Here is a 26,766-nt window from a genome sequence, read left to right as displayed (position 1 = left end):
GAGATGGCCAAGAAGAAGCGCGGCGATGCTCACGGCGGCGGTCACGGCTGGTTCGTGACCTTCGCCGATCTGATGGGCCTGATGATGAGCTTCTTCGTGATGCTCGTCGCGTTCTCGACGCAGGACGCCAACAAGCTGAAGATCGTCGCCGGCTCGATGCGCGACGCCTTCGGCGTGCAGAGCGAGGCGCGCTACGCCGGCATCGTCGAGTCAGACGGCCTGCCGACACGCCCGCGGCTGAAGAACGTCGATCACATCCAGCCCGAGGATGCCTCCAACACGCCGACGCCGGACCAGGAGGATCGCGACCGCACGTCGGGCGCCAAGATGAAGATCGACCGTAATTTCGCGCTGGCCGCGGCCTCGCTGCGGCAGGCCCTGCAGGACATGCCGGAACTGACCGAGATGTCCAAGCACATCATGTTCGAGGAGACCAAGCAGGGCCTCAACCTGGAGATCGTCGATCAGGACGGCCGTTCGATGTTCGCCGACGGCTCCAAGGTGCCCTATGACCGCACCCGCCGTCTGATCGAGAAGCTCGCGGTCCCGCTCAAGGCCACGCCGCTCCGCGTCTCCATTGCCGGTCACACCGCGGCCGGATTCGTGCCGACCCGCAGCGATTACGGCGCCTTCGATCTGTCGGCCGACCGCGCCAATGCCGTGCGACAGATCCTCGAGCGCGAGGGCCTGCCGGCCTCCCACATCTTCGCGGTCTCCGGCAAGGCGGACACCCAGCCATTGTTTCCGGACGATCCCTCGCTCGCCGCCAACCGGCGCGTCACCATCACGCTGATGCGCGAAGATCCGCCGCTGCCGCCGAATTTGAAGCCTTAGGGCATCATCCGGAGAAGCGGGCGCCGAGTCTCCCACGCGACAAACGCGGGACGCTTTTGCGCGGGGATCATGCCCAAACGATAAGCCCCCTTGCGCTACCATCGTACCTGAGGCATCTCGTCGCGCGGCGCCGAGTGTGCCGCGCCTTCGCAGCAGCCGGCTCCGCGCCTGCTATGCTGTACCGATTGACAGACGCGCAGGAAGCGTCAAAAGGCGCCGGATCAAATTCAGGGACGAAGCGTTTTCCATTCTCATGGCGGCGAGCATCACACAGACCGAGGCCCATGAAGGGCCGGTCACCTCGGGTTTTTGGGCCCTTACGCTCGGGAGCATCGGCGTTGTCTTCGGCGACATCGGGACCTCGCCACTCTACGCATTCCACGAGGCGGTCAGGGGCGCGGCTGGCGGCGAGTCGGTTTCGCGCGTCATCGTGCTCGGCGTGCTCTCGCTGATCCTGTGGGCGCTGCTGATCGTCGTGACGGCCAAATACGTCCTGCTGCTCTTGCGCGCCGACAACAACGGGGAGGGCGGCACGCTCTCGCTGATGGCCCTCGGGCAGCGCGCGCTGGGCCGGCGGAGCTGGTTCCTGCTCGCCCTCGGCGTCATCGGCGCCTCCATGTTCATCGGCGATTCCATGATCACGCCGGCGATCTCGGTGCTGTCGGCGGTTGACGGACTGAAGCTCGCGACGCCTGCGTTCGAGCACTACGTCGTACCGCTCACGGTCCTGATCCTGGCGCTGCTGTTCGCGGTACAGAGCAAGGGTACGGCGCTGGTCGCGTCCGCCTTCGGCCCGGTGATGGTGGTCTGGTTCACTGTCCTTGCGGTGATGGGCGCGGTCCACATCGCCGACGATCCGTCGGTGCTGGCAGCGATCAATCCCTATTACGCCCTGCAATTCCTGCTGACGCACGGCACGATCGGCCTGGTGACATTGGGAGCGGTGTTCCTCGCCGTGACCGGCGGCGAGGCGCTCTATGCCGATCTCGGTCATTTCGGCCGCAAGCCGATCCAGTCGGCCTGGATGTTCTTCGTGCTGCCCGCGCTGCTGATCAACTATTTCGGGCAGGGCGCGCTGGTGCTGTCCGATCCCAGCGCGATCGAGCACTCGTTCTACCGCATGGTGCCCGAGAAGCTGGTGCTGCCGCTGGTCGGGCTTGCGACGGCCGCGACCGTGATCGCGAGCCAGGCGGTGATCACCGGTGCCTATTCGCTGGTCTATCAGGCGGTGCAGCTCGGCCTCTTGCCGCGGTTCGAGGTGCGCTACACCTCCGAAACCCATGCCGGCCAGATCTACCTGCCGCGCGTGAACCGGCTGCTGCTGATCGGCGTGATGCTGCTGGTGCTGCTGTTCCGCACGCCCAGCGGGCTCGCCTCGGCCTACGGTATCGCCGTGTCCACCACGATGGTTGCCGACGGCATCATGGGCTTCATCGTGATCTGGAAGCTGTGGAACTGGCGCGCCGCGACCGCTGCGCTCGTGATCCTGCCCTTCGTCATGGTCGACATGACCTTCTTCAGCGCGAACCTGCTCAAGCTGCTCGAGGGCGCCTGGGTGCCGCTGCTGTTCGGCGTGGTCATGGCCGGGACGATCTGGACCTGGCGGAAGGGCACCGGAATCCTGATCCAGAAGACGCGCCGCATTGAGGTGCCTCTGGATGAGCTGATCCGCAGCCTGGAGAAGCGGCCACCGCACATCGTCAAGGGCACGGCGGTGTTCCTGACCAGCGACCCCGCTTTCGTGCCGACCGCGCTGTTGCACAATCTCAAGCACAACAAGGTCCTGCACGAGCACAACGTGATCCTGACCATCGAGACCGCGCAAACACCGCGGGTCGATCTGTCCGAGCGCTTCCGCATGGAGAAGGTCAGCGACAAGTTCTCCAAGGTCCGGTTGCGCTTCGGCTTCATGGAGCAGCCAAATGTCCCCAAGGCCCTGGCCATCGCGCGCAAGCAGGGCTGGCAGTTCGACATCATGTCGACGTCGTTCTTCGTGTCGCGAAGATCGCTGAAGGCTTCGGCGCAGTCGGGCATGCCGCTCTGGCAGGACCACCTGTTCATCGCGTTGAGCCGGTCCGCCAACGATGCCACCGACTATTTCCAGATTCCGACCGGGCGGGTGGTTGAAGTCGGAACCCAAGTGACTATCTGAAAACGCAACTGCCGGACCTATGCGAATTTTGCATGGCTAGGGCCCAAAATCGGGCTAGGCTATGCCGGCAGCGCAGGACTATAAGCCGCGCGCTCTTCCGCCCTTGTGCAGTGAAGCATTATTAGAGGCCATCGGGCTCTCCCATGACAAGCGACGTAGCAGTTCCCGCCCCGGAAACGGCGGCGGCCAATGGGCATGGCGAAGCCCACACGACCGCCAGTTTCGGCGCCCTGACGCTCGGCAGCATCGGGGTCGTCTATGGCGATATCGGCACCAGCCCACTCTACGCGTTCCGCGAGGCGGTGATGGCGGCTTCGGGCGCGGAAGGCGCCCCGACGCCGGCGGCCATTCTGGGCGTCGTCTCCCTGATCCTGTGGGCGCTCATCGTGGTGGTGACGCTCAAATACGTCGTGATCCTGCTCCGCGCCGACAACAACGGCGAGGGTGGCACGCTGGCCCTGATGGCGCTGGCCCAGCGCGCAGTCGGCGCCGGCGGGGCGACAATCGTCCTGCTCGGCATCATCTCCGGCGCGCTGTTCTACGGCGATGCCGTGATCACGCCGGCGCTCTCGGTGCTGTCGGCGATCGAAGGTATGAAGGACGTCACCCTGACGTTCGAGCCATACATCGTCCCGCTGACCGTAGTGATTCTGGTCTGCCTGTTCGCGGTGCAGTCGCGCGGCACGGCGCGCGTTGCCGCCTTCTTCGGTCCGATCATGTGCGTCTGGTTCGCGGTGCTCGCGGCCGCGGCGATCCACCCCATCATCGAGCAGCCGCAAATCCTGTTCGCGCTGAACCCGCTTTACGCGGTGTCCTTCATGCTCCACCACGGCATCATCGGCTTCGTGACGCTGGGCGCGGTGTTCCTGGCAGTGACCGGCGCCGAGGCTCTCTATGCGGACCTTGGCCATTTCGGCAAGCGGCCGATCCAGACCGCCTGGCTGTTCATCGTGCTGCCATCGCTGGCGCTGAACTATCTCGGGCAGGGGGCGCTGGTGCTCGGCGATCCCGGCGCGATCGTCAGCCCGTTCTTCCAGCTCTTCCCGCAAGGCTTTTTCCGCGGCAGCATGGTCGTGCTGGCCACCATGGCAACCGTGATCGCGAGCCAGGCCGTCATCACCGGCGCCTATTCGCTGACGCGGCAGGCGATCCAGCTCGGCCTGCTGCCGCGCTTCGAAATTCGCCATACGTCTGAAGCCCATTCCGGCCAGATCTTCATCCCGCGCATCAACCAGCTGCTGCTGGTCGCGGTGGTGCTGCTGGTGCTGCTGTTCCGCTCCTCCAGCGCGCTGGCCTCGGCCTACGGCATCTCCGTCACCGGCACCATGGTGGTCACGGCGATGATGGGCTTTGTCGTGATCTGGAAGGTCTGGCGCTGGTCACCCGTCGCAGCCGCCGCCCTGATCGCGCCATTCCTGTTCCTCGACCTGACCTTCCTCGCCGCGAACCTGCTCAAGGTGTTCGAGGGCGGCTGGGTGCCGCTGGCGCTCGGCGCGGTCATGATCATCCTGATGTACACGTGGCGGCGCGGCAGCAGGCTTCTGTTCGAGAAGTCGCGCAAGCTCGAGTTCCCGCTCGCCGACCTCGTGGCCATGCTGGAGAAGCGGCCGCCGCAGCGGGTGCCCGGCACGGCCGTGTTCCTGACCTCGGACCCGCTCAGCGCCCCGACCGCGCTGATGCATAGTCTGAAACACTACAAGGTGCTGCACGAGAAGAACGTCATTCTCACCATCGAGACCGCGCAGACCCCGCGGATCGATCCGGCCGAGCGCGTCAGGCTGGAGCAGATCTCACCGACCTTCTCCAAGGTGACGCTGAAGTTCGGCTTCATGGAGTCGCCCAACGTGCCGAAGGCGCTCGCCATCGCCCGCAAGCTCGGCTGGCAGTTCGACATCATGTCGACCTCGTTCTTCCTGTCGCGCAGGGCGCTGAAGCCCGCCGCCCATTCCGGAATGCCGCGGTGGCAGGACCGGCTGTTCATCTCGCTGAGCCGCTCCGCCAACGATGCCACCGACTATTTCCAGATCCCGAGCGGCCGTGTCGTCGAGGTCGGCACCCAGGTGACGATCTAGCCACCGCTGTCGTCGCCCGGCTTGACCGGGCGATCCGGTGTCCTAGAGGCGGAGCGGCTAGAGCCGAGAAGCCGCGGCGTACTGGATTCCCCGCTTTCGCGGGGAATGACACCGAACGCGTGGTGGGAGTTGAAGCAGGAGCTTCAGGCATCCCGAAAGCTGCACTTCAAGTCGCTGCGATTTAGCTTTAACTTGCGCAGCGCAGCTCAAGCCTTTGTAGCGCTTGATTTTCGCTTCCCGAGAGGCGAGGTTGCCGCGCGCCGGGATCGCCCCGGCATGCGCCTTGCGACGTTGGAGGATGAAGTGACAAACCAGGTACAGGATCTGACCCCGGACGAGGTCTCCAAGGGTGTCGCGGAAGGGCGCTATCTGCTCGTCGACGTCCGTGAGCCGAACGAGGTCGAGGCCGAGGCCTATCCCTACGGTGTCGTGGTTCCGCTCTCGACCTTCGACCCCAAGGCGATCCCCGATCCGCAAGGCAAGCAGGTCGTGTTCGCCTGCCGCTCGGGCAAGCGTTCGGTGACCGCCTCGCTGGCGGCGCAGGCGGCGGGCCTGCCTTACGACAAGCACCTGGCCGGCGGCATGCTCGGCTGGAAGGCGGCGGGTCTTCCCAGCAAGGTCGGTGGCTGATCGGCCCCGATGTCTAACAAGATGTCCAAGAGCTCGTCCCTGAACAAGGTCTTCGCCGACCTTCCCGTCACCATCTTCGAGGCGATGTCGCAGGCCGCGCGCGACAACAACGCCATCAATCTCGGCCAGGGCTTTCCCGACGATCCCGGTCCCGAGGACATCCGCCGCGCCGCGGCCGAGGCCTCGCTGAACGGCTACAACCAGTACCCCTCGATGATGGGCCTGCCGGAGCTGCGCCAGGCGATCGCGACCCATTACGGCCACTGGCACGGCCTCAAGCTCGATCCGATGAGCGAGGTGATGATCACCTCCGGCGGCACCGAGGCGCTGACCTCGGCCATCCTCGCGGTGGTGCAGCCCGGCGACGAGGTGGTCTGCTTCCAGCCGGTCTACGATTCTTACTTGCCGATCATCCGCCAGGCCGGCGGCATTCCGCGCCTGGTTCGCCTGGAGCCACCGCACTGGCGGCTGAATGAGGACATGCTGAAAAGCGTGTTCAATTCAAAGACCAAGGCGGTGCTGTTCAATAATCCCCTGAATCCATCGGCGGTGGTGTATCCGCGCGAGGACCTCGAGCTCTTGGCGCGCTACTGCCAGGAGTTCGACGTCATCGCGATCTGCGACGAGGTCTGGGAGCACGTCACCTTCGACGAGCACAAGCACATCCCGCTGATCACCATCCCCGGCATGCGCGACCGTACCATCAAGGTCGGCTCGGCCGGCAAGATCTTCTCGCTGACGGGCTGGAAGATCGGCTTCGTCTGCGCCGCGCCACAGCTGCTGCGCGTCGCCGCCAAGGTGCACCAGTTCCTGACCTTCACCACCGCGCCGAACCTGCAGGCCGCGGTCGCCTACGGCCTCGGCAAGTCCGACGAGTATTTCCTGTCGATGCGCAAGGACCTGACGCGGAGCAGGGACCGCCTGACCAAGGGGCTGGAGAGCCTCGGCTTCCCGGTGCTGAAGTCGCAAGGCACCTATTTCCTCACCGTCGACCTGTCGCCGCTGGGGCTGAACGAGAGCGACACCGAGTTCTGCTGGCGCATCGTGAAGGACTACAAGGTCGCCGCGATCCCGGTCTCGGCGTTCTACGAGCAGGACCCCGTGACCTCGGTGGTGCGCTTCTGCTTCGCCAAGAAGGACGAGACGCTCGACACCGCATTGGAGCGGTTGTCGGACGCGGTACGTGGACGCAAGAGGTAGACAGAGATGACGAACGTCAGCCGCCCGGGGTTTTGTCTTGGTCTTGCCATCGCCGCGCTGACGTTGCTTTCGCCTCCGGCAGGCGCCGAGGAGCGCGTCGTCAACTTCTACAACTGGTCCAACTACATGGCGCCGGATGTCCTCGAGAACTTCACCAAGGAGACCGGCATCAGGGTGGTCTACGACACCTTCGATGCCAACGAGACGCTGGAGACGCGGCTGATGGCCGGCAAGTCCGGCTATGACGTCGTGGTGCCCACGGCGTATTTCCTGCAGCGCCAGATCAAGGCCAACATCTTCCAGAAGCTCGACAAGTCGAAGCTGCCGAACCTCGCCAATGCCTGGCCGGTCGTGACGCAGCGCCTCGCGACCTACGATCCCGGCAACGCCTACGCCGCCAACTACATGTGGGGCACGACGGGCATCGGCTACAACGTCGACAAGGTGAAGCAGATCCTCGGCCCCGATGCCAGGATCGACAGCTGGGACATCGTCTTCAAGCCGGAGAACCTCGCCAAGTTCAAAGACTGCGGCGTGCACATGCTCGACTCCGCCGACGACATCTTTCCGGCGGCGCTGAACTGGCTCGGGCTCGATCCGAACTCGTCCAAGCAGGCCGACCTCGAGAAGGCCGCCGACGCCGTCGCAAAGGTTCGCCCGTCCGTGCGCAAGTTTCACTCGTCGGAATATCTCAGCGCGCTCGCCACCGGCGAGATCTGCTTCGTGGTCGGCTGGTCCGGCGACATCATGCAGGCCCGTGCCCGCGCGGCCGAAGCCAAGAGCGGTGTCGAGATCGGCTACACCATCCCGAAGGAGGGCGCGCAGATGTTCTTCGACAATCTCGCGATCCCTGCGGATGCGAAGAACGTCAGCGAGGCCTACGAGCTGATCAACTATCTGTATCGCCCGGACGTCGCCGCGAAGAACTCGGCCTTCTTGTCCTACGCCAACGGCAACCTCGCCAGCCAGAAGCTGGTCGATCCGAAAATCCTGAACGACAAGAACATCTATCCGGACGAGGCGACGCTCGCAAAACTGTTCGTCATCACGGCGCGCGAGCCGGCAACGCAGCGCATCATCAACCGGCTCTGGACCAAGGTGAAGACGGGGCGCTGAACTTTGCCGTCATTCCGGGATGGTGCGCAAGCACCAGACCCGGAATCTCGAGATTCTCAGCTGCGCAAGGGCGCAGCGTAGTTCGATGCTTTCGCATCGCCCCGGAATGCCGACAAATGGAGCGTCTATCGCCACCTTCTGTGCAGCCATAGCCATTGCTCGGGATGCTCGCGCACCCAGCTTTCCACCACGCTGGTGATCGCCTGCATCGTCCCCTGGACGTCGATCTTGCCGTCGGCATCGCGGACCGGCTGGACTTCTTCCGTCAGCTCGCCGCGGAAGCGGCCGCCGGGCAGGCGGATGATGCGGACGCCGTGGATCGGGCATTCGACCTGGCGGAGCAGGCGCGCCAGCATCGGGTTGGCGCGGGTCTTGCGGCCGAAGAAGGTGACCTCGACGCCGCCGGTCAGGTACTGGTCGATCAGCATGCCGACGTGCTTGCCGTCCTTCAGCGCCTGCGCGAGCCGCAGCGGCGCATCGCGGCCGGCCGGGATCAGCGTGCCCATGTTGACCTGGCGCATCTCCTGGATGATGCGGTCGGCGGAGGCGATGTTGGGCCGGCGATAGAGGATCGCAGCGTCAAGCCCGTGCGCGACGGCGGCGAGCGCCGGCAATTCCCAATTGGCGAGATGGGCGGCAAAGATCAGCGCCGGCTTGCCGTCGTCGCGGATCTGGTCGAACAGCTCGATGCTGCGGTTCGGGATTTCCATCCGGCTCCTTTCCGGATGCTCGCGGTCGTAGTCCCAGACGTGGTCGATATGGGCGAACTCGGCGCCGACGCGGCCGAGATTGTCCCACACGCCCGTCAGGATGTTTTCGATCTCTTCGGGCGACTTCTCCGGAAAGGCCGCGGTGAGATTGGCGCGGCCGATGCGGTGCTCGCGCAGGCGCGGCCCGATCGTCTTCACGACGCGTGCGAAGAAGTCCGAGGTCTTGACCGGATCGAAATAGCGCGTGGTGCGCAGCATGCCGACCGTGGCGGCGCCGATCAGGCTACCGCCGATCGACTTGGCAGCCGCCTGCGCGCGGGCCTTCGTGCTCGCAGTCAGCAGCGCCATGCGTCCGGTCAGGCCGGTTCGCGGGTCAGGATCAGCGAGGCGTTCTGGCCGCCGAAGCCGAACGAGTTCGACATCACCGCGGTGACGCGGGCATCGCGCGCCTTGTTGCCGACGACGTCGAACAGGATCGTGGGATCCGGGGTCTCGTAGTTGATCGTCGGCGGGATGCGCTGGTGCTCGAGCGTCAGCAGCGAGAAGATCGCCTCCACCGCGCCTGCCGCGGAGATGGTGTGGCCGACCATCGACTTGTTGGAGGTGACCGGAATCTTCTGCGCGAGCTCGCCGAACACGGCCGATGTCGTGTTGAACTCCATCTTGTCGTTCTCGGGCGTCGCGGTGCCGTGCGCGTTGATGTGGTCGATCTGGTCCGGCGTCATGCCGGCATCGGCCAGCGTCTTGTTCATGCAGCCGATGATCGGCTTGCCATCAGGAGACGAGCGGGTGCGATGGAAGGAATCGGTCAGCTCGCCGCAGCCGGCGATCACGCCGAGAATTTTTGCGCCGCGCGCGGTGGCGGCTTCGTAGCTCTCCAGCACCAGCGCGCCGGCGCCCTCGGCCATGACAAAACCGTCGCGGTTCTTGGAGAAGGGGCGGGAGGCCGCCTGCGGCGGATCGTTCTGGGTCGAAAGCGCCGAGAGCAGCGAGAAGCGCACCAGCGCCTCAGGATTCACGGTGCCGTCGGTCGCAACGCACAGCGCCGCATCCGTCTCGCCGCGGCGGATCGCCTCGACCCCGAGTTGGATCGAGGTGGCTCCGGAGGCGCACGCCGTCGACAGCGAGATCGGCGATCCCTTGGTGCCGAAGGTCTCGGCGAGATAGGCAGCAACCGAGCCGAACATGAAACGATGATGGTAGGCGCTGTACTTGCCGCCGCCGGAAATGCGGAGCAGATCGTCGTAGCTGATGTCTTGCCGGCCGACGGCGCGACCGAGCTCGCGACGCTGCGGCCATTCGACCTCCACCGGCGCAACCGCAAGGAAAAGCGGACCCGGGAAATCGGCCTTGGCGCCGATGCCGGCCTGCTCCAGTGCTTCCTGCGTTACGAGCTCGGCCATCCGCTCGGACAGGGCGGTGGAGGAGAAAGGATCGGCGCTGACGAAATCGACCGTGCCGGCCATCGTGGTCTTGAGGCCGTCGATCGGAAAGCGCGTGATGGTGCGGATGCCGGATTCGCCGGCGACGAGCTTCGCCCAATTGTCGGCCTTGCCGGCACCGAGCGAAGTCATGATGCCCATGCCGGTGACGACGACGACGGGACGCCCGAGTTTGTCGCGTGGTGCAGTCATGTCGATCCCCGCTTGAGCTGATTAAACCGCCTCGACCAGCGCCATGCCTTCGCCGCGCCAGTGTCCGGCTCCCACCACCACGATCTGGGTGGGTGCGCCGTGCATTTCAATCTCGGTCCCCGTGGAATCATTCGGCGGAAACAGCGCGCCGCGCGAGATCGACAGTGCGGCGAGGGCAATGCCGAGCGGAAATTGCGTTTCCATGGCGTGGCCGAACACCGTTCCGGTCGAGCGCACCGGGAAGTCGGCATGACCCTTCAGGAAGTCGCGCTCCTCTGACGTCGCAGGCTCCGCGCCGGTCGCCCCCGTGATGATCGCGCCCTTGCCCTCGCGTTTCGGCAGCTTGGCCCAGAGCTTCTCCAGCGTCGCGGCAATGTCGCCCGGCTGCTTGCGGCGGGCGAGATCGGCGACGACGCTCGACAGCTTCGCATAGGGCTTTGCGCCGCGCGCTTCGGCGTGGGCCTTGGATTCCAGCACCAGGAACGCGCCGGCCGAGCCGAGCGCGAAGCCGGCGTGGTCCTTGCGGGCCCACACCGGAGCGAACTTGTCCTTCAGGTTGAAGTCGCCGAATTCGTAGAGGACGAGCAGGTCCTTGCGTTCGCCATTGTGCGAGCCGCCGACCAGCGCGATGTCGCTCTCGCCCGAGGCGATGCGCGCCAGCGCGATGCGGGCGGCGTCGGCGCCGGCGACCTCTTCGCCCATGAAGGTGCGCGAGGTGCCTCCTAAGCCGTGCACGATGGCGATGTTGCCGGCGAGCAGGTTGGAGAGCTGGGCCAGGAACAGCGTCGGCCTGAGATCGCTCATCAGCCGCTCGTTGAGGAAGCCCGGCGCGTTGGCGCCCTTGGCCTCGGCGGTGAGAATGCCGCTGTCGACGTTGAGGTCGCGCTCGCCGCCGCCGGCGGCCACGACCATGTCGATCTTCGACAGAATGTCCTTGTTGCCCTTGATGCCGGCGGAATCGAGCGCAAGACCGGCGGCATAGGTGCCGATGCGCTGCCAGGCTTCCATCTGGCGCTGGTCGCCCTTCTTCGGGATCTGGCTGTCGAAGGACACCGGCATCAAGGGATGCACGATGTAGGGCGCAAAGCCCTTCTCGTCGACATTGATGCGCTTCTCCTGAAGCGCGGCCCAGTGGGCGTCCAGGCCCTCGCCGAGCGAGGTGGCAAGGCCAATGCCGGTGATCCAGACTTCCGTCTGGCCGGGCTTCGAAGCGGTGTCAGTCATGGCGATACGGCCTGTTGCGGAAAGCCGACGCGCTCGGCGACTTTCGCCATGTATCCGCGCATGTCCGCATTGGGGAAGGGGATCAGCGTGAAGGTGAGCGAGGAGTTCGCGCGCAGCTTGCCGTCGACCCTGATCCTGGCTTCGGTCATGGCATAGCCCGAACCCTCGTGGGTGAGGCTCGCCTCGATGCTCATGAGATCGCCGGGGAACACCGAGCCGCGGACCTTGCCTTCCCTCACGGCGGCCAGGATCGGCATGCGCTCGAATCTGAACACGCCGAGTTGAAGCCAGCCCGAGGCCTGCGCCATCGATTCGATCAGGAGCACGCCGGGCATCAAGGGATAGCCCGGGAAGTGCCCCTCGAAGATGGTGCTCTCCTTCGGAACCTGGGCTTCGACGACGATCTTCTTCTCGTCGACGTTGAGGTCGACGATGCGATCGATCATGTGGAAGTATTCGAGTTGCATGACCGCCCGATTAGGCGCTCGCGCCCTTGGCGGCAACCAGCTCGTCGATGCGCGCGCACAGATTCTTCAGCACGAAATATTGTTCGGTGGTCGCCTTGCCGTCGTTGACCTCCTGGGTCCACTTTTCCAGCGGCAGCTTGATGCCGAACTGCTTGTCGATCGCGAAGGCGATATCGAGGAAATCGAGGCTGTCGATGCCGAGGTCATCGATGGCATGGCTATCCGGCGTGATCGTGTCGCGCGGGATGTCGCAGGTTTCAGCGATGATCGTGGCGACCTGATCGAATGTGGAAGACATCACTAAGCCTTTGATATATTGCGGATATTTTTCAGATATTCCAGAGTGGCGCGATGGGAGGGCATCGCGCCCCTGATGACGCCCTCAAACCCCCCTCTGGCCGGGTCGAAAGCCCGTATATCGGAGCGCCGCCCTGAGTTCAATGGAGCCGGGCGGGCCAAGGGGGACGGCTGCGACAGGGCTGGGGACGCCGGCGGCACCGCCGCCGGCCGGGGGCCTAGATATGCGGTGTCGTGATCTTGACGCAGTCGCGGCGGCCCATCAGCACGCAATCCTGGGTCCGGCGCAGGTCGGCGATGCTCACTGCGAGCCAGATCCCGATCGCGGTCAGCGCGATGGTGAAGGCGAGCGCGGCAATGTTGGCGAGCATGCGGCGGCGGAAATCGTCGGGCTCGGCGCGGGGCCGCTCGTACCGCGACAGGTCGAGCGGCTGGGGCGTGACCCGCAGCGGCTGCACAGTGCCATTGCCCCGGTGGACGGCCGGGTTGGACGAGGTGCGCGGCCTGAACTGGAGCACCCGGTGCTCGTCATCCGAGCTTATGGGCCGCTGGGTTTTCATGGTGCGGGGATCACTCCGAAGCAGCGATTTTTAGATAGCACACGTGATGAAAGCGTTGCAGAAAATCTTCTCAACGCAAACGTGCATTGCGCCATTGCACTATCTTTCATGAACGCATCCGGCGCCCGCCGTCCAGCTGCCGACAGGACGTCCGGGTTGCGTTGCAACAAGCGTAGCGACGGGCGCGTTGCGCGCTCCCGTGAACATCGTCTTGTGATCTTGACGTCCGCCTCGAACGCATTTTGCCGCTGCAGAGCCCATGGTAATCAGGGGAACCGGACCCACCGGCTGCATCCATGCGAGGGGCTTTCGACCATGACCACGACCAACGCGCGCGAACCGAGAGTGCATCCGGTGCCGATCCTGTCGCTTCGGCCGACGCAGATGACGGTCGGCATGCGCGAGGTCAAGGAGAAGCGCAAGCGCTGGCGCGAGCACGGCAAGAAGAAGCAGTCCGATCTGCTCGGCACCCATATGATCCCCGTCGTGCACGGACCTGACGAACGCTATTACGTGATCGACCATCATCATCTCGGCCGCGCACTGCACGACGAGGGCATCAAGGAGGTGCTGGTGACCGTGGTCGGCGATCTGCGCATGGTCGAGCGCGAGGCGTTCTGGGGCGTGATGGACAACAAGCGCTGGGTCTACCCCTACGACGCCAAGGGCGAGCGGCGGTCGTTCCGCGATCTGCCGAAATCGGTCGCCGATCTCAAGGACGATCCCTTTCGCAGCCTTGCCGGCGAGCTGCGCCGCATGGGCGGCTTTGCCAAGGACACCACGCCGTTCTCCGAATTTCTGTGGGCGGACTTCCTGCGCCGAAGGCTGTCGCGCAAGGCGGTGGATGCCGACTTCGACAAGGCGCTGGAGAAGGCCCTGGCCGCAGCCAAGAGCAAGGATGCGGTCTATCTGCCCGGCTGGTGCGGGCCGGCAGACGATGATTGAGCCCAACCGCTCACGTCGGTCGCGCTGGAAGATCTCGGCTCCGGGAGAGGCGCGCCGCGCGTAGGTGACGACCAGCGCGCGGTCCTGGGTTGCAGGAACGGTGTTCGGATCCGGCACGATCCGACGATGAGGTCCCATAGCTGTCGTGGCGGCCTTGCGATTCGCGATCGTGATCACAGCGGCAAAATTCCCGATTCCGCTCACGCCCGCTGCAAAATGACGGCGACACTTGTCGGTTGGTTACGGCATGCGGCCCGATAAGCCGGCTCTCATCACACCCTGTTGAGTGAAGTCATTTTCCGCGGCGACGAAACCGTCCTGAAACAGAGCCGTCCCAACTATCCCGGTATCGAGCTCACACAGGAGGCAGAAATGCGCCGTCTGTTTTTCGCAATCGCGTTGCTCGCCGTCGCCTCAGCAGGAATCTCGGCTTCATTCGCCGCCGTCCATCACGCCAGGACACTGACATTTGCCGAGCGCTTTGCCCCCGCACTCGAGCTGATGGGGAAGCAATAGCCGCCTGGCGCCCGCGGACGTACCGCGAAGCGGTGTGATCACTTCGGATGTTGCGTCTCGGCGGAACAGAGTAGCCGTTCGAGTTCCGCGGCGGCTTCACCATCGCGCGCCTTTTGCAGCAGCGAGTGGCGCTCTGCACCGGGCGGCAGCTTGCTTGCGGCGGCGCGGGCGTCCTGGGTGAAATTGTTCAGGCGCTCCTGCAGCGAGAGGGCCGGTCGCGTTCGGTTGCGTTTCTTGGTCATGAGATGCCCTTTCCGCTGCAAAGACAACCATGGCCGCGCGAGCGCTGTCCTTAACTTTTGTTGGCAACCGACCGCGGGCGTTCCGTAGAACCGCACCGAGGTCGGCTCACGCTGCTCGATGAGCGGAAATTATTGGAACTGGCGGATTTCGACGGCCGTTAGTTGCACCAGCCGCCAACGCTTTGAGGCGCCCGATGCCGCGATTCCATTTCGACATCCACGAGAACGGCCGGGTGTTTCCCGACGAGGACGGGCAGGATTTTGCGAACGAGAACGACGCTCGCAAGGAGGCGCTCATGACCGGCGCCTCCATCGCCCGCGATGCCTTCGTCTTGGGCAGCGCGCGGCACGTCGTCGTCGACGTTCGCGAGGCGGGTGCGCCGTTCCTGAAGGTGTCGATCATGCTCGATGTCGAGGAAATTCAGGCGTGAGCCGTCGAAGCGTGGCGGTGCGAACCTGCGGCAGAGCGCGTATGCGATCTTGACGTATCGCAAAGAGAGGCTGTCGGCGGTGGGTAAGGTCTGCTTGCATGACTGCCGAACCAGCGTTGCGCTCCCGCGTAGGCAAATGGACTCCGGATCATGCCGACCTGGAGACGCCATCATGAGTTTGATCCTTCGCATTCTGTTCGTTCTCGCCGGAGCCATCACCGCGCTCTTCGTCGCGCGGGACGCGCTGAACTTCACCATCATCCAGACCTTCGTCGCCATCCTGCTCGTGACCGCCGTCCTGCTCGCGGGAAGTCTCTGGAGCCTGCGGCGGAAGACGTGAGCGGCAAGGCGAGTGCGCGTCCGGCCGGACTGAGCGAGACCGAGGCCGAGGCGCGGCTGAAAGAGGACGGGGCCAACGAGTTGCCCCGGCCCGAACGGCGCAGCCCCTTGCGCATCGTCGCGGAAGTGCTGCGCGAGCCGATGCTGCTGCTGCTGCTTTGCGGCGGGCTGATCTATCTCGTGCTCGGCGATCTCAAGGAAGCGCTGATCCTCCTGGTCTTCGGTGCGATGTCCATCGTGATCACGGTGGTGCAGGAGAGCCGGACCGAGCGCGTGCTGGACGCCCTGCGCGACCTGACCAGCCCGCGTGCGCTCGTGGTGCGGGACGGCGCGCGCCGGCGAATCCCGGGCCGCGAGGTCGTGCGCGGCGATCTCCTCGTCCTCGGCGAGGGCGATCGGGTTCCCGCGGATGCCGCGCTCGTGGAGGCCCACGATCTGCAGATCGACGAGTCCCTGCTGACCGGCGAGTCCGTGCCCGTCCGCAAGCAGGCGGCGGACCGGATCGCAACAGCCGGTCACCGTCCGGGCGGCGAGGATCAGCCCTTCGTCTATTCCGGCTCGCTCGTCGTGCGCGGCGAGGGGCTGGCGCTGGTCGAGGCGACCGGCCCGCGCAGCGAGATCGGGAAGATCGGATTGTCGCTGCGCGGCCTGCAGGCCGAGCCGCCCCGGCTGCAGCAACAGACCGCGAGGCTGGTGCGGCTCTGCTTCCTCGGCGGCGCAATGGTCAGCCTCGCCGCCGTCGCGCTCTACGGTTTCCTGCGCGGGGATTGGCTGCAGGCGCTGCTTGCAGGCATCGCCATCGGCATGTCGATGCTTCCGGAGGAATTCGGCGTCGTACTCACGGTCTTCATGGCGATGGGCGCGTGGCGGATCTCGCAAGCCCGCGTGCTGACAAGGCGTGCCGCCGCCATCGAGGTCCTGGGGTCTGCGACCATCCTGTGCACCGACAAGACCGGAACACTGACGCAGAACCAGATGTCTGTCGCGGAATTGCGGCTGCTCGACGGGGCGCGGATGCGTCCCGCGGCTGGAGAGGATCGCGCCAGGCCGGAATTTGTCGAGCTGGCGCGCTGCGGCGCCATGGCGAGCTCGCCGGAACCGTTCGATCCGATGGAGAAGGCGCTGCACCTTTTCGCGCATGACGCCTTGCAGAACGGCGATGCCGTGGATGGCGAGCGGACGCTGCTGCGCACCTACGGCCTGCGCCCAGAGCTGCTCGCCATGACCCAGGTCTGGTGGATAGCCGGCCGGGCGGATCTCGTCGCGTGCGCCAAAGGTGCGCCCGAGGCGGTCGCGCGCCTGTGCAGGCTGAACCATGCCGACCAGGAGCTGGTAGGAGATGCCGCCAGCGCGATGGCAAAGGACGGGCTTCGAGTGCTGGGCGTGGCCGCCGCGGTCTGCGATGACAGCTTGCTCCCGCAGTCACAGCAGGCGTTCGCGTTTCGATTTGTCGGCCTGGTCGGGCTTGCCGATCCGTTGCGGCCCCACGTCCCGGAGGCGGTTCGCGAATGCCGTGCGGCCGGAATTCGCGTCGTCATGATCACCGGCGATTATCCGGCAACGGCCGTTGCCATTGCGAACCAGGCCGGCCTCGACGTCCAGGATGTCATGACCGGGGATCAGGTCAGGCTGGCCGATGATCCTGAGCTTGCACAGCGCGTCAGGCATGTGAGCGTGTTCGCGCGGGTCCTGCCGGAACAGAAGCTGCGCATCGTCCAGGCGATGAAGGCCAATGGCGAGATCGTGGCGATGACCGGCGACGGCGTCAACGACGCGCCATCGCTCAAGGCCGCCCACATCGGCATCGCCATGGGCGGGCGTGGGACCGACGTCGCACGGGAGGCATCATCGATCGTGCTGCTCGACGACGATTTCGGCTCGATCGTCTCGGCCATTCGTCTGGGACGCCGCATCTATGACAATCTGCGCAAGGCGATGGCCTTCATCTTCGCCGTGCATGTCCCGATCGCGGGGCTTGCGCTGTTGCCGCTGGTGTTCGGGCTGCCGCTGATTTTCAGTCCGGTGCACATTGCGTTTCTGGAGCTGATCATCGACCCCGTGTGCTCGCTGGTGTTCGAGGCCGAGCGTGACGAGCGCGATGCCATGACGCGCCCGCCGAGGCGCGCGGACGCCGAGCTGTTCTCCTTGGCCCTGGTCGGCTGGAGCGTTCTTCAGGGCGCGCTCGCCTTCGCGCTGACGGCGGCCATATTCCTCGGCGCGCTGCGCTCCGGCGTTGTCGCCGACGAGGCGCGGGCGCTCGCCTTCGTGACGCTCGTGGTCTGCTTCGTTGCGCTGGTCCTGGTCAACCGGTCCTTCAGCGCCTCGTTCGTGTCGGCTTTCTTCCGGCCCAATCCCGCGCTGGCCTGGATCTTCGCAGCGGTCGCCGCCGTTCTCGCCGCCGCGCTGCTCTGGCCGCCGGCCTCCAGCCTGTTCCGCTTTGGTCCGTTGCATGCCGATGATCTGTTGATCACGCTTGGTGCGGGACTGCTGCTGCTGACGGTGCTCGAAGCGCTGAAGCCGCTGTGGACGCGGCGGCTCCGGTTCTAAAGCATGATCCGGAATAGTGCGAAGCGGTTTTCCGAAAAGATCATGCGTAAACAACAACCTAGAGCTCGATGACGATTCATCCAAATCTCCTCGCGCTTTAGGACACATCGGGAGAGCCCGGCCTCTGCGGCGCATCGGTTTCGCGCGTCTCTTGCTTGCCACCGAGCAGCCGGTGCAGCCAGTGCTCGGTGCGGTTGCCGACGGTGAGGATCAGGAAGGCCAGCGTCAGCGCCGTGCCGACGATCGGCCACTGGCCGACGCCGCAGGCGATGCCGAGGCAGGCGGCGAGGAAGGTGCAGGCGGCGCTGGTGAGGCCGCGGACGCGAAACCTGTCGCTGTCGTGGACGATGACGCCGGCGCCGAGGAAGCCGATGCCGGTGAGGATGCCCTGGATGACGCGGCTGGCCGCATCGGTGATCCTGCCGGTCTCGGCGGACTGCACGGCCAGCAGCACCACGGTCGCGGTCGAGAGCCCGACGATCCCGAGCGTCTTCAGCCCGATCGGCTTGCCGTGCAGGTCGCGATTGAGGCCGATGGCGCAGCCTGCGAGCGTGGCGACGCCGAGGCGCAGCAGGATCTCGGGCCAGTCCAGCACGGTCATTTTTTCGGCAGGCGTCCCATCAGATAGAACTCCTCGTTCGGCCGCATGCCCGTGAAATTCGCCAGGCGGTTGGACAGCGCGAAGAAGGCGGAGATCGCGGCAATGTCCCAGATGTCGTCGTCGCTGAAGCCGTGCGGCTCTAGCGCGGCGAAATCCTCGTCGCAGACGCGCTGCGCATCGGCGGAGACCTTCATCGCGAAATCGAGCATCGCCTTCTGGCGCGGCGTGATGTCGGCCTTGCGGTAATTCACCGCGACCTGGTCGGCGATCAGCGGATTCTTGGCGCGGATGCGCAGGATCGCGCCATGCGCGATCACGCAATACTGGCACTGGTTGGCGGCCGAGGTCGCCACCACGATCATCTCGCGTTCGGCCTTTGTCAGGCCGCCTTCCTTTTCCATCAGCGCGTCGTGATAGGCGAAGAAGGCGCGGAACTCGTCGGGGCGGTAGGCCAAAGTGAGGAACACGTTCGGCACGAAGCCGCTCTTTTCCTGCACGGCGAGGAGACGGGTGCGGATGTCCTCGGGAAGCGTATCGAGGGCGGGAGCGGGGAAGCGTTGCGCGGCGGTTTTTGTCATGTGCATGGATTCCGGCTGGGGGCCGGCAACCATAGTCGATGCGGTCGGTGAGCTCAACGTGCAGGCCGTTCTGGCCGTGACGAATGTGCGAGTTATGACCGACGCTCCATCCGCCGTCATTGCGAGCGCAGCGAAGCAATCCAGAATCCCTCCGCGGAAAGACTCTGGATTGCTTCGCTGCGCTCGCGATGACGGGGTGGAGAAAGCGTTGGCTTACCGCAGCGGCTTCTTCAGCAGGGAGAAGCGATCGGGATCGAGTCCCATCGAGGGCTGCAGCATCGGGGTGTCGAGGCTGGACATCGTCTTCGTGGGCGGGGCCGAGAACACCGGATCGTTCGGCACGTCGCGCTGCGAGGTGGCGCCGCGCCAGCGCTCCAGCACGGCGCCGACGAAATGCATGTCGTGGCCGGATGTGAGAGAAGGAACGCTGCTGATCGTGGCCTCGCCGCGCGGCAATTGGTGCGGCGGCACTTCCTTGAAGCGCAGACGCGTCGGCAGTGCGACGCCTTCGCCGAACGCCAGCACCTCGCGGGTGCCGAGCGAGGGCACGAAGGACAGCAGGTTCGCGGCGGCATCCGACACCGCCGCGCGCAGCAGCGCCTGGTCGCGGTCGTTGGCAAGACGCATCGTGAACAGCGTGTTGCACTGGGAGATGATGGTGGCGTCGAGCTCTGCGGGGCGTTGCGTGATGAGGCCGAGATAGACGCCGTATTTGCGGCCTTCCTTGGCGATGCGCGACACCGCCTTGCGGGTCGGTCCGAAGCCGACATTGCGGTCGGCGGACGCGTAGCGATGCGCTTCCTCGCAGACGAACAGCAGCGGCGAGACGCCGTCGCTCCAGAGGCCGAAGTCGAAGGCCATGCGGCAGAGCACCGACACGACGGAATCGATGACCTCGGCCGGGAAGCCGGCGAGCTGCATCACCGTCATCGGCTTGCCGTTGGCGGGCAGGCGGAACAGATGGCTGATCACCTCGGCCATGGTGTCGCCGCCGACGTTGGCGTTGTCGAACATGAAGGCGTAGCGCGGGTCGTTACGCACGGCGTCGATGCGCGAGATCAGCTTGTGATAGATGATGCGCGAGGAGCGGTTCTCCAGCTTGCCCATGCGCTCGTCGATCAGCGAGACCAGGTCGACCAGGCGGTACGGCACCGGCGTGTCGACGGTGTAGCCGACCTGCTTGGGATCGATGCGCTTCAGACCGATGCGGTCGGCGTTCTGGTACTGGGTGTAGACGCCCTTGGCTATCGGGATCACCTCGGCGAGGATGTCGAGCTCCTCCGGCACGCCGGGGCGGCCCGCGAACAGCACGTCGACGATTTCCTCGAAGTTGAACAGCCAGAACGGCAGCTTCAGATTCCGCGGGTTCAGCACCAGCGCGCGGTCGCCGAAGCAGCGTCCATATTCGTTGTGGACGTCGAGCAGGAAGATGCGCAGGTTCGGCCGCGCCTTCAGTATCTCGTTGAGCAGCAGCGAGACGCCGGTGGACTTGCCGACGCCGGTCGAGCCCAGCACGGCGAAATGCTTGGACAGCATTTCCTCGACGTCGACATAGGCGACGACGGAGCGGTCCTGCTGGAGGAAGCCGACATTGATCTGGTCCGATCCGTTCGGCGCGTAGATCGTGCGCAGCTCCTGGCTCGTGATCAGTTCGACCGCGTCGCCGATGGTGGGATAATTGGTGACGCCGCGCTGGAATTTGGCCTTGTCGGCGGCGTTGAGGATCTCGCCGAGCAGGTCGACCGAGGCGATCGCGATGTAATTGTCCGAGCTCGACAGATTCTCGCAGGAGACCTCGGTGATCATCGCGACGATGACCGAGCTGGCGCAGCGAATGCTGACGAAGCGGCCGACGGTAGCCCGAACCTCCGAGATCGGCATCTGGCTGGTCGCCAGAAGCCCGACGCGGGCGAGCGACCCACGTACCGAAATCACGCGTCCAAAGGATGTCACGATGAATGAATCCGGCAAGAGCGAGGAATTTGTTCCAGACTATGCGCGGCCGTGGCTGGACAAACGGTTAAACGGCGGATGCGCCGGCTCCGTTAAATCCGCGGTAATTCGGTCTGAAGCCCTGTTGCAAATGCATCTTCATGGACGAAATCGCCGAGAAAACGCGGCAATTCCCGGCCGTTGGAGGCGAGGCGGCCTTTAAGGAAGATTTTACCATTCGGGCAGGCTGCCGTCCTGTAGCGAGACATGCGCCGGGCGCCATTCGCACAGAGGGTATTGTTTGATTTGTTGACGGGACCTAATCATTTGTACATTAGTACAAATGAATCGTCACCTTGGCGCCGCGCGGAAACCGTGTCCCGCGTCTCAATCGCGCCGTCGGTCAGGCGGAACGCAGCCACGCCTTACTGGACAAGCCTTGGAGGAAATCATGCAGCCGGAACCGATCCTCGATCTCGCCCATCTCGGCCACTTGGAACTGCTGACGCCGAAGCCGGACCAGAGCCTGAAGTTCTTCGTCGACGTGATGGGGATGACCGTCAGCGGGCAGAAGGGCGAGTCGGTCTATCTGCGCGGATGGGACGATTACGAGCGCTATTCGCTCAAGCTCACGGCGTCGAAGACGTCAGGCATGGAGCACATGGCGCTGCGCGCGCGCAGCCCGCAGGCGCTGGAGCGCCGCGTCGCGGCGCTGAAAGGATCCGGCTTCGACATGGGCTGGATCGACGGCGACATGGGGCAGGGGCCGACCTTCCGCTGCCGTGACCCCGACGGCCACATCGTCGAGCTCTACTACGAGACCGAATGGTATCAGGCGCCGCCGGAGCTGAAGCCCGCGCTGAAGAACCAGGCGCAACGCTTTCCCGCTCGCGGCGTCAATGTCCGCCGCCTCGATCACCTCAACTGTCTTGCCGTCGACATCAAGGCCAACCGCGAGTTCTTCGAAAACTATCTCGGCTGCCGGCTCACCGAGCAGATCGTGCTCAACGACGGCCGCGAGGCGGCGATGTGGCTGACGATGTCGAACAAGAGCTACGACTTCGCCTATTCGCTCGATCATTCCGGCACGCCCGGCCGCTTCCACCACGTCACCTACGCGCTCGACAGCCGCGAGGAGATCCTTCGAGCCGCCGATATTTTCCTCGAGAACGGCGTCCATATCGAGACCGGCCCGCACAAGCACGCGATCCAGCAGACCTTCTTCCTCTATGTCTACGAGCCCGGCGGCAACCGCGTCGAGGTCGCCAATGCCGGCGCGCGCCTCATCCTCGCGCCCGACTGGAAGCCGATCGTGTGGACCGAAGAGGAGCGCAAGAAGGGCCAGGCCTGGGGATTGAAGACGATCGAGTCCTTCCACACCCACGGCACGCCGCCGGTGGAAAATAAGCACGGGTGAGCTTTAGCATGTGAGCTTGGTGGAGTCCGAGCAAGCGCCTCGTCCTTCGAGACGACCGCTTCGCGGTCTCCTCAGGATGAGGCCAAGCGGTAGCTTTGCCTATCCAACTGCTGCCACGCACTCCGTCCTCGTCCTGAGGGCCCGCCGCAGGCGGGCGTCTCGAAGGATGGCCGCAGGCGAGCTTCCAGACATGTCTTCTTAGTCTTGTCTTAGTGGGTAGACGCCCGCACGCGTGCGATCGTCTCGCGCACGCCGGTCCAGGCCGGCTTGTCGGGTGCGAACTGTTGGCGCAGGAACGTGACGAGCTCCTCGACCTGTGCGTCGCTCATGCTGTTCCGGAAGGCCGGCATGTAGCCGAGGTCGCTCGAGGCGGGCTCGGCAATGCCGTGCAGGATCACCTGCACGAGATTGTCTGACGTCGGGCTGTGCAGATTGCTGTTGAGCGCGAGCGAGGGACGGCTGCCGAACAGCGGCAGGCCGCCCAGCTCATGGCACACGGCGCAGGCGCCTTGATAGAGGCGCGCGCTCGTGGAGGAGGCGACGGTGACCTGCGTCGCCCGTTCCAGCCGTGCCGCAAGCGCGTCCGGCGTCTCGGCCGCGGCGTCGTTGAACGAGTTGAGATAGACCGCCATCGCACGGATGTCCTGGTCCGGCAGGGCTTTGAGATCCCTGACAACAGGTGCCATTGGGCCGGCCGCGACGCCGTGATGGCGTGAATGGCCGGTGCGCAAATAGGCGTATAGCTCGTCCTCGTTCCATGGAATCGGCGCGTGCGAGAGCGAGGTCAGTGGCGGCGCTTCCCAGCCCTCGGCAAAACCGCCGGCGAGATAGGAGTTGCGCTGCTCGGCGCCGAGTGCGTTGCGCGGTGAATGGCAGCCGCTGCAATGGCCGAGACCCTCGACGAGATAGGCGCCGCGATTCCACGCCTCGGATTTTGTCGGATCGGGCTTGAATTCGCTCGCCCCGTGGAACAGCGCATTCCAGCCCGCGAGCAGCGGGCGGAGGTTGAACGGGAAGGCGAGCGAGTTGGCGGGCGCTGACGCGCGCACCGCGGGCTGGGTCATCAGATACGCGTAGAGCGCCTGCATGTCGGCATCGCTGGTCTTCGCGAAATGCGTGTAGGGGAAGGCGGGATAGAGCTGCCGTCCGTCGCGGTGCAAGCCATCGCGCATGGCGCGCTCGAAGGCGGGATAGGACCAGGCACCGATGCCGGTCTCGACGTCGGGCGTGATGTTGGTTGAATAGATCGTGCCGAACGGCGTCTCAAGTGCCCGTCCGCCGGCATTGGACACGCCGCCAATGTTGGTGTGGCACTCCGCGCAATTGCCGAGCGCGGCAAGCTGCTCTCCGCGCGCGATCGTCGCTGCGGAATAGACCGATGCATCGGGCCGCGCGATCGGCGCAATGGCGCGCGCGGGCAGAAGCGCGGCGGCGATACCGATTGCGGCGGTACAGAAGGCGGCGATCGTTGTGAAAATGCCGACACGTTTGGCGAACGGATTCTCCCAGATGCGCGACGGTGGTGGCGTGGCGGGAGCACGGAGCGCCTGCGGCGCAGGCGACGCTTCGCCGTGCAATCCCCTGAGGATGCGCTCCGGCGTAAATGGCGGTTCGCGGAAGCGCACGCCGGTGGCATCGAAGATCGCATTGGCGATCGCCGCGGCACTCGGCACGGACGCGGATTCGCCGACGCCGAGTGGCGGCTGGTCCGGCCGCGGTAGCATCAAGACGTCGATCTTGGGCACGTCGGGGAAGGGGATGATCGGATAGGCGCCCCATTCGCGCGCCGCCACCGCACCGCGCTCGAACGAGACCTCTTCCGTCAGCGCGCGGCTGGTGGACTGGATGACGTTGCCGTGGATCTGGTGGCGCACGCCGTCCGGATTGATCATCAATCCGGAATCCTGCCCGGCGACGACGCGCGTGACGCTGACATCGCCCGTCGTCTTGTTCACCGCGACGTCGGCGATCCAGGCCGACCACGCCGCGCCGTAGCCGGGAAACTTGCTATGGACGTAGAGCGCATAGGCAAAGCCGCGGCCGTGCACGACCTCGCCATCCTTCTCCTCGCGAACCGGTCGCGGCGTCCAGCCCGCGCGTTCGGCCACTGCATTGACGAGATCGACCGCGCGCGGGTCTTTCAGATAGCGCAGGCGATATGCGATCGGATCGACGCCGGCCTCGGTCGCGGCCTCGTCGATATAGGATTCATGGGCAAAGGTGTTCGGCAGCGCCGAGACGCCGCGAAACCATGAGGCGCGCACGATCGGCGCCATGTCGTGGGCGATGACGCGCATGTGGTCGTAATCGTAAGGCGGGATCGCGGTGCGGTCGCCCATCTGGAGCACGGCGGGATCGGGCGCGATGCGGCCGGTCAGCAGCAGCGCGAGCGTCGGTGCGGCGTTCGAGGGATAGCGCGTGGCGAGATCGTAGGCAGCGATGCCGCCGTCGGCATCGAGCCCACCATTGACGTCGATCAGCTGCGCGGTGCCCTTGGGCTCCCAGGCATGCTCCTGCTCGCGCGTCAGCTGCACGCGCACGGGCCGGCCGACCGCGCGCGAGAGCAGCAATGCGTCGGCTGTGACGTCGTCGGCGCAATTGCGGCCATAGCAGCCCGCCGCCTCCAAGCGGATCACCTCGATCTCGCTCTCGGGGCGCTCGATCAGCAGCGCCAGATCGCTGCGCAGCACATGCGGGTTCTGCGTGCCCGACCAGACGCGGATATTGCCGTCCTGAAAATCGGCAACGGCGCAGGACGGGCCGATCGAGGCGTGCATCTGATATGGCCAGACGTAAGTGCGCTGCATCGGCTTGGCCGCGCCGGCAATGGCAGCATCGACGTTGCCCTTGTCGATCAGCGTGCGCGGTGTCGAGGGATTGGCGCGCAGCGCGGTCTCGACGTCGGCTAAATCGGTGAGGGCGGGCGTCGGCTTCCAGCTCAGCTTGAGCTGTTCGGCGGCGCGAATCGCATTCTCCTCGCGCTCGGCAACGACACCGACGAAATCGCCGATGTGCACGACGGCGACGATGCCGGGAATGTCGCGCACCGAGGATCCATCGACCGCGATCAGGCTGGTGCCGACGAACGGGCCGGCATCGACGCCGGCATAGGGCGGGCGTACCACGCGGCCGTGCAGCATACCGGGCAGGCGGACATCGTGGACGAAGGTCAATTCGCCCGTTGCCTTGGCCGGCAGGTCGACCCGCGGTACGGATTGGCCGACGATCGCGTAATCGCCGACAGGCTTCACGATGACGTCGTCTTCGAGCTCGAGCCGGATCTCCTCGCCGCCGATCAGCTCGCCGTAGCTGACGCTGCGATTGCGTCCGCGCACGAGGCCGTCCTCGATCTCGAGGTCGGCGGCCGGCAGTTCCAGCCGCTCGGCCGCGCGTGCGACCAGGAAGTGCCGCGCCTGCGCTGCGGCCTTGCGCAGGGGAACCGCGGTGATTTGGATGGTCTCGCTGGCGATCGTCGCGCCCTGGTTCGGCACCACGGCCGTGTCGCCGAGCACGACCACGACGCGCGCAAAGGAGACGTCGAGCTCCTCGGCGACGATCTGGCCCAGCGCGGTGCGGATGCCGGTGCCGAGATCGACATGGCCGTTATAGGCGGTGACCGAGCCGTCCGCGGTGATGCGGACGAAGGTCTCGGATGTGATCTCGTCCACGCTGCGGGCGACGACGAGCGAACCCGATGGCCGCTCTGCTCCGTTCGAAACAGGGGAGGCCATCAATCTGCGGCCTCGGTGAGCTGGTCCGATGCGCGCATCACGGCGCGCAGGATCTCGACATGCGTGCCGCAGCGGCAGAGATTATAGCGCAGCGCCGCCAGCGCCTCCTGCTCGGTCGGACGCGGGTTGATCGCGAGCAGCGCCTTGGTGGTCATGATCATGCCGTTGAGGCAGTAGCCGCATTGTGCGGCCTGCTCGTCGATGAAGGCCTGCTGCACGACATCAGGCTTGTCGCTGGTGCCGAGGCCTTCGAGCGTCACGATGTCGCGCCCGGCGCAGCCGCCGACCGGAATCACGCAGGAGCGCGCAGCTTGGCCGTCGATCAGGACAGTACAGGTGCCGCATTCGCCGAGACCGCAACCATACTTCGGGCCGTTGAGTGCGAGATCGTTGCGCAGCACATAGAGCAGCGGCGTCTGGCGCTCTGCAGTGACCTCGTGGATCCTGCCGTTCACGGTGAGGCGGATCGGTGTTTGCGTCATCCCTGGTCCCAAGCCCGCAAAAATTCGACCTCGCGACGATACCGTTTGTACACAAACGTGCAAGCCGTGCATGCCGCACTGCAGCGCGAATGCCTTCTTTGTGGACAGA

24 protein-coding genes are annotated in these 26,766 nt (G+C 65.3%); 12 read left to right on the top strand and 12 right to left on the bottom strand.

The features are described 5' to 3' along the window. Positions 1–3: 3 nt before the first annotated feature. The 6 genes from ACRQ5Q_RS25995 (at position 4) to ACRQ5Q_RS25970 (ending at position 8,004) form a co-directional block, all read left to right on the top strand. The gene (locus ACRQ5Q_RS25995) at positions 4–834 is read left to right on the top strand and encodes a flagellar motor protein MotB (RefSeq protein ID WP_439374864.1); all 831 of its coding nucleotides are present in this window, start codon (positions 4–6) and stop codon (positions 832–834) included. Between the two features lie 253 nt (positions 835–1,087). Continuing rightward, the gene (locus tag ACRQ5Q_RS25990) at positions 1,088–2,986 is read left to right on the top strand and encodes a potassium transporter Kup (protein ID WP_439392716.1); all 1,899 of its coding nucleotides are present in this window, start codon (positions 1,088–1,090) and stop codon (positions 2,984–2,986) included. 143 nt (positions 2,987–3,129) lie between these two features. Further along, entirely contained in the window at positions 3,130–5,058 is a 1,929-nt protein-coding gene (locus ACRQ5Q_RS25985; RefSeq protein ID WP_439374866.1) for a potassium transporter Kup, read from the top strand. A 303-nt stretch (positions 5,059–5,361) separates the two neighbouring features. Continuing rightward, on the top strand, positions 5,362–5,688 hold the full coding sequence (locus ACRQ5Q_RS25980; protein ID WP_439374867.1) for a rhodanese-like domain-containing protein: 327 nt from the start codon (positions 5,362–5,364) through the stop codon (positions 5,686–5,688). A 21-nt stretch (positions 5,689–5,709) separates the two neighbouring features. Beyond that, positions 5,710–6,888, top strand: a complete 1,179-nt coding sequence (locus tag ACRQ5Q_RS25975) for an aminotransferase (protein ID WP_439399870.1) — start codon at positions 5,710–5,712, stop codon at positions 6,886–6,888. 6 nt (positions 6,889–6,894) lie between these two features. Beyond that, positions 6,895–8,004 carry a polyamine ABC transporter substrate-binding protein gene (locus tag ACRQ5Q_RS25970; RefSeq protein WP_439374868.1) on the top strand — a complete coding sequence of 370 codons (1,110 nt, stop codon included), beginning with the start codon at positions 6,895–6,897 and terminating at the stop codon, positions 8,002–8,004. Positions 8,005–8,129: 125 nt separating this feature from the next. On the opposite strand, the gene ACRQ5Q_RS25965 is transcribed toward ACRQ5Q_RS25970, so the two are convergent. From ACRQ5Q_RS25965 to ACRQ5Q_RS25940, 6 genes are all read right to left on the bottom strand, one after another. After that, positions 8,130–9,062, bottom strand: a complete 933-nt coding sequence (locus ACRQ5Q_RS25965; RefSeq protein ID WP_439374869.1) for a lipid A biosynthesis lauroyl acyltransferase — start codon at positions 9,060–9,062, stop codon at positions 8,130–8,132. Between the two features lie 8 nt (positions 9,063–9,070). Continuing rightward, the gene (locus ACRQ5Q_RS25960) at positions 9,071–10,348 is read right to left on the bottom strand and encodes a beta-ketoacyl-ACP synthase (protein WP_439374870.1); all 1,278 of its coding nucleotides are present in this window, start codon (positions 10,346–10,348) and stop codon (positions 9,071–9,073) included. Positions 10,349–10,369: 21 nt separating this feature from the next. Continuing rightward, the gene (locus tag ACRQ5Q_RS25955; RefSeq protein ID WP_439374871.1) at positions 10,370–11,572 is read right to left on the bottom strand and encodes a beta-ketoacyl-ACP synthase; all 1,203 of its coding nucleotides are present in this window, start codon (positions 11,570–11,572) and stop codon (positions 10,370–10,372) included. Next, complete coding sequence (locus ACRQ5Q_RS25950) at positions 11,569–12,039, bottom strand: 3-hydroxyacyl-ACP dehydratase FabZ family protein (protein WP_439374872.1); 471 nt, start codon at positions 12,037–12,039, stop codon at positions 11,569–11,571. Before ACRQ5Q_RS25950 ends, ACRQ5Q_RS25955 begins: the two co-directional genes overlap by 4 nt. 10 nt (positions 12,040–12,049) lie before the next feature. After that, a complete protein-coding gene (locus ACRQ5Q_RS25945) occupies positions 12,050–12,337 on the bottom strand; it encodes an acyl carrier protein (RefSeq protein WP_007592476.1) in 288 nt (95 codons plus the stop codon). A gap of 217 nt (positions 12,338–12,554) precedes the next feature. Then, on the bottom strand, positions 12,555–12,896 hold the full coding sequence (locus tag ACRQ5Q_RS25940) for a hypothetical protein (protein ID WP_439374873.1): 342 nt from the start codon (positions 12,894–12,896) through the stop codon (positions 12,555–12,557). Between the two features lie 315 nt (positions 12,897–13,211). Here ACRQ5Q_RS25940 and ACRQ5Q_RS25935 point away from each other — a divergent pair, with 315 nt between their 5' ends. Together ACRQ5Q_RS25935 and ACRQ5Q_RS25930 are read left to right on the top strand one after the other, a co-directional pair. Then, a complete protein-coding gene (locus ACRQ5Q_RS25935) occupies positions 13,212–13,841 on the top strand; it encodes a ParB-like protein (protein WP_439374874.1) in 630 nt (209 codons plus the stop codon). Positions 13,842–14,123: 282 nt separating this feature from the next. Further along, a complete protein-coding gene (locus ACRQ5Q_RS25930) occupies positions 14,124–14,357 on the top strand; it encodes a hypothetical protein (protein ID WP_439374875.1) in 234 nt (77 codons plus the stop codon). A 38-nt stretch (positions 14,358–14,395) separates the two neighbouring features. On the opposite strand, the gene ACRQ5Q_RS25925 is transcribed toward ACRQ5Q_RS25930, so the two are convergent. After that, positions 14,396–14,599, bottom strand: coding sequence for a hypothetical protein (locus tag ACRQ5Q_RS25925; RefSeq protein WP_439374876.1), 204 nt, complete (start codon positions 14,597–14,599; stop codon positions 14,396–14,398). A gap of 194 nt (positions 14,600–14,793) precedes the next feature. Between ACRQ5Q_RS25925 and ACRQ5Q_RS25920 the strand changes: the two genes are divergently transcribed. The 3 genes from ACRQ5Q_RS25920 to ACRQ5Q_RS25910 all read left to right on the top strand — a co-directional run bounded on the left by ACRQ5Q_RS25920 (position 14,794) and on the right by ACRQ5Q_RS25910 (position 17,916). Then, positions 14,794–15,030: a DUF6894 family protein gene (locus ACRQ5Q_RS25920; RefSeq protein ID WP_439392714.1), complete on the top strand. Its 237-nt coding sequence runs from the start codon at positions 14,794–14,796 to the stop codon at positions 15,028–15,030. Between the two features lie 172 nt (positions 15,031–15,202). Continuing rightward, positions 15,203–15,370, top strand: coding sequence for a hypothetical protein (locus tag ACRQ5Q_RS25915; RefSeq protein ID WP_165405372.1), 168 nt, complete (start codon positions 15,203–15,205; stop codon positions 15,368–15,370). Continuing rightward, a complete protein-coding gene (locus ACRQ5Q_RS25910; RefSeq protein ID WP_439392712.1) occupies positions 15,367–17,916 on the top strand; it encodes an HAD-IC family P-type ATPase in 2,550 nt (849 codons plus the stop codon). The genes ACRQ5Q_RS25915 and ACRQ5Q_RS25910 overlap by 4 nt, the downstream gene beginning before the upstream one ends. 97 nt (positions 17,917–18,013) lie before the next feature. On the opposite strand, the gene ACRQ5Q_RS25905 is transcribed toward ACRQ5Q_RS25910, so the two are convergent. The 3 genes from ACRQ5Q_RS25905 to ACRQ5Q_RS25895 all read right to left on the bottom strand — a co-directional run bounded on the left by ACRQ5Q_RS25905 (position 18,014) and on the right by ACRQ5Q_RS25895 (position 21,048). Beyond that, positions 18,014–18,517, bottom strand: a complete 504-nt coding sequence (locus ACRQ5Q_RS25905; protein WP_439374879.1) for an MgtC/SapB family protein — start codon at positions 18,515–18,517, stop codon at positions 18,014–18,016. After that, a complete protein-coding gene (locus ACRQ5Q_RS25900; protein WP_439374880.1) occupies positions 18,514–19,095 on the bottom strand; it encodes a peroxidase-related enzyme in 582 nt (193 codons plus the stop codon). The genes ACRQ5Q_RS25905 and ACRQ5Q_RS25900 overlap by 4 nt, the downstream gene beginning before the upstream one ends. A 213-nt stretch (positions 19,096–19,308) precedes the next feature. Continuing rightward, a complete protein-coding gene (locus tag ACRQ5Q_RS25895) occupies positions 19,309–21,048 on the bottom strand; it encodes an ATP-binding protein (protein ID WP_439374881.1) in 1,740 nt (579 codons plus the stop codon). A gap of 430 nt (positions 21,049–21,478) precedes the next feature. Between ACRQ5Q_RS25895 and ACRQ5Q_RS25890 the strand changes: the two genes are divergently transcribed. Next, on the top strand, positions 21,479–22,444 hold the full coding sequence (locus ACRQ5Q_RS25890; protein WP_439392710.1) for a catechol 2,3-dioxygenase: 966 nt from the start codon (positions 21,479–21,481) through the stop codon (positions 22,442–22,444). 209 nt (positions 22,445–22,653) lie between these two features. Here the strand turns inward: ACRQ5Q_RS25890 and ACRQ5Q_RS25885 are convergent, their stop codons facing one another. Beyond that, positions 22,654–26,175: a molybdopterin cofactor-binding domain-containing protein gene (locus ACRQ5Q_RS25885; RefSeq protein ID WP_439392709.1), complete on the bottom strand. Its 3,522-nt coding sequence runs from the start codon at positions 26,173–26,175 to the stop codon at positions 22,654–22,656. After that, positions 26,175–26,657 (bottom strand): (2Fe-2S)-binding protein, encoded by a 483-nt coding sequence (locus ACRQ5Q_RS25880; RefSeq protein WP_439374884.1) that lies wholly within the window; start codon positions 26,655–26,657, stop codon positions 26,175–26,177. The genes ACRQ5Q_RS25885 and ACRQ5Q_RS25880 overlap by 1 nt, the downstream gene beginning before the upstream one ends. Between the last annotated feature and the right edge of the window lie 109 nt (positions 26,658–26,766).

It is taken from the genome of Bradyrhizobium sp. PMVTL-01 (assembly GCF_051861855.1).
Lineage (GTDB): Bacteria > Pseudomonadota > Alphaproteobacteria > Rhizobiales > Xanthobacteraceae > Bradyrhizobium.
The sequence above is the reverse complement of the archived record's forward strand: the minus strand, read 5'-3'. Positions and strand labels throughout refer to the sequence as shown.

What these genes read in the sequence shown, in the direction of transcription:
- ACRQ5Q_RS25995 (WP_439374864.1), top strand. Translation starts at nt 4, where the DNA reads ATGGCCAAGAAGAAGCGCGGCGATGCTCACGGCGGCGGTCACGGCTGG.
- ACRQ5Q_RS25990 (WP_439392716.1), top strand. Translation starts at nt 1,088, where the DNA reads ATGGCGGCGAGCATCACACAGACCGAGGCCCATGAAGGGCCGGTCACC.
- ACRQ5Q_RS25985 (WP_439374866.1), top strand. Translation starts at nt 3,130, where the DNA reads ATGACAAGCGACGTAGCAGTTCCCGCCCCGGAAACGGCGGCGGCCAAT.
- ACRQ5Q_RS25975 (WP_439399870.1), top strand. Translation starts at nt 5,710, where the DNA reads ATGTCCAAGAGCTCGTCCCTGAACAAGGTCTTCGCCGACCTTCCCGTC.
- ACRQ5Q_RS25970 (WP_439374868.1), top strand. Translation starts at nt 6,895, where the DNA reads ATGACGAACGTCAGCCGCCCGGGGTTTTGTCTTGGTCTTGCCATCGCC.
- ACRQ5Q_RS25965 (WP_439374869.1), bottom strand. Translation starts at nt 9,062, where the DNA reads ATGGCGCTGCTGACTGCGAGCACGAAGGCCCGCGCGCAGGCGGCTGCC.
- ACRQ5Q_RS25960 (WP_439374870.1), bottom strand. Translation starts at nt 10,348, where the DNA reads ATGACTGCACCACGCGACAAACTCGGGCGTCCCGTCGTCGTCGTCACC.
- ACRQ5Q_RS25955 (WP_439374871.1), bottom strand. Translation starts at nt 11,572, where the DNA reads ATGACTGACACCGCTTCGAAGCCCGGCCAGACGGAAGTCTGGATCACC.
- ACRQ5Q_RS25950 (WP_439374872.1), bottom strand. Translation starts at nt 12,039, where the DNA reads ATGCAACTCGAATACTTCCACATGATCGATCGCATCGTCGACCTCAAC.
- ACRQ5Q_RS25945 (WP_007592476.1), bottom strand. Translation starts at nt 12,337, where the DNA reads ATGTCTTCCACATTCGATCAGGTCGCCACGATCATCGCTGAAACCTGC.
- ACRQ5Q_RS25940 (WP_439374873.1), bottom strand. Translation starts at nt 12,896, where the DNA reads ATGAAAACCCAGCGGCCCATAAGCTCGGATGACGAGCACCGGGTGCTC.
- ACRQ5Q_RS25935 (WP_439374874.1), top strand. Translation starts at nt 13,212, where the DNA reads ATGACCACGACCAACGCGCGCGAACCGAGAGTGCATCCGGTGCCGATC.
- ACRQ5Q_RS25925 (WP_439374876.1), bottom strand. Translation starts at nt 14,599, where the DNA reads ATGACCAAGAAACGCAACCGAACGCGACCGGCCCTCTCGCTGCAGGAG.
- ACRQ5Q_RS25920 (WP_439392714.1), top strand. Translation starts at nt 14,794, where the DNA reads ATGCCGCGATTCCATTTCGACATCCACGAGAACGGCCGGGTGTTTCCC.
- ACRQ5Q_RS25915 (WP_165405372.1), top strand. Translation starts at nt 15,203, where the DNA reads ATGAGTTTGATCCTTCGCATTCTGTTCGTTCTCGCCGGAGCCATCACC.
- ACRQ5Q_RS25905 (WP_439374879.1), bottom strand. Translation starts at nt 18,517, where the DNA reads ATGACCGTGCTGGACTGGCCCGAGATCCTGCTGCGCCTCGGCGTCGCC.
- ACRQ5Q_RS25900 (WP_439374880.1), bottom strand. Translation starts at nt 19,095, where the DNA reads ATGACAAAAACCGCCGCGCAACGCTTCCCCGCTCCCGCCCTCGATACG.
- ACRQ5Q_RS25890 (WP_439392710.1), top strand. Translation starts at nt 21,479, where the DNA reads ATGCAGCCGGAACCGATCCTCGATCTCGCCCATCTCGGCCACTTGGAA.
- ACRQ5Q_RS25885 (WP_439392709.1), bottom strand. Translation starts at nt 26,175, where the DNA reads ATGGCCTCCCCTGTTTCGAACGGAGCAGAGCGGCCATCGGGTTCGCTC.
- ACRQ5Q_RS25880 (WP_439374884.1), bottom strand. Translation starts at nt 26,657, where the DNA reads ATGACGCAAACACCGATCCGCCTCACCGTGAACGGCAGGATCCACGAG.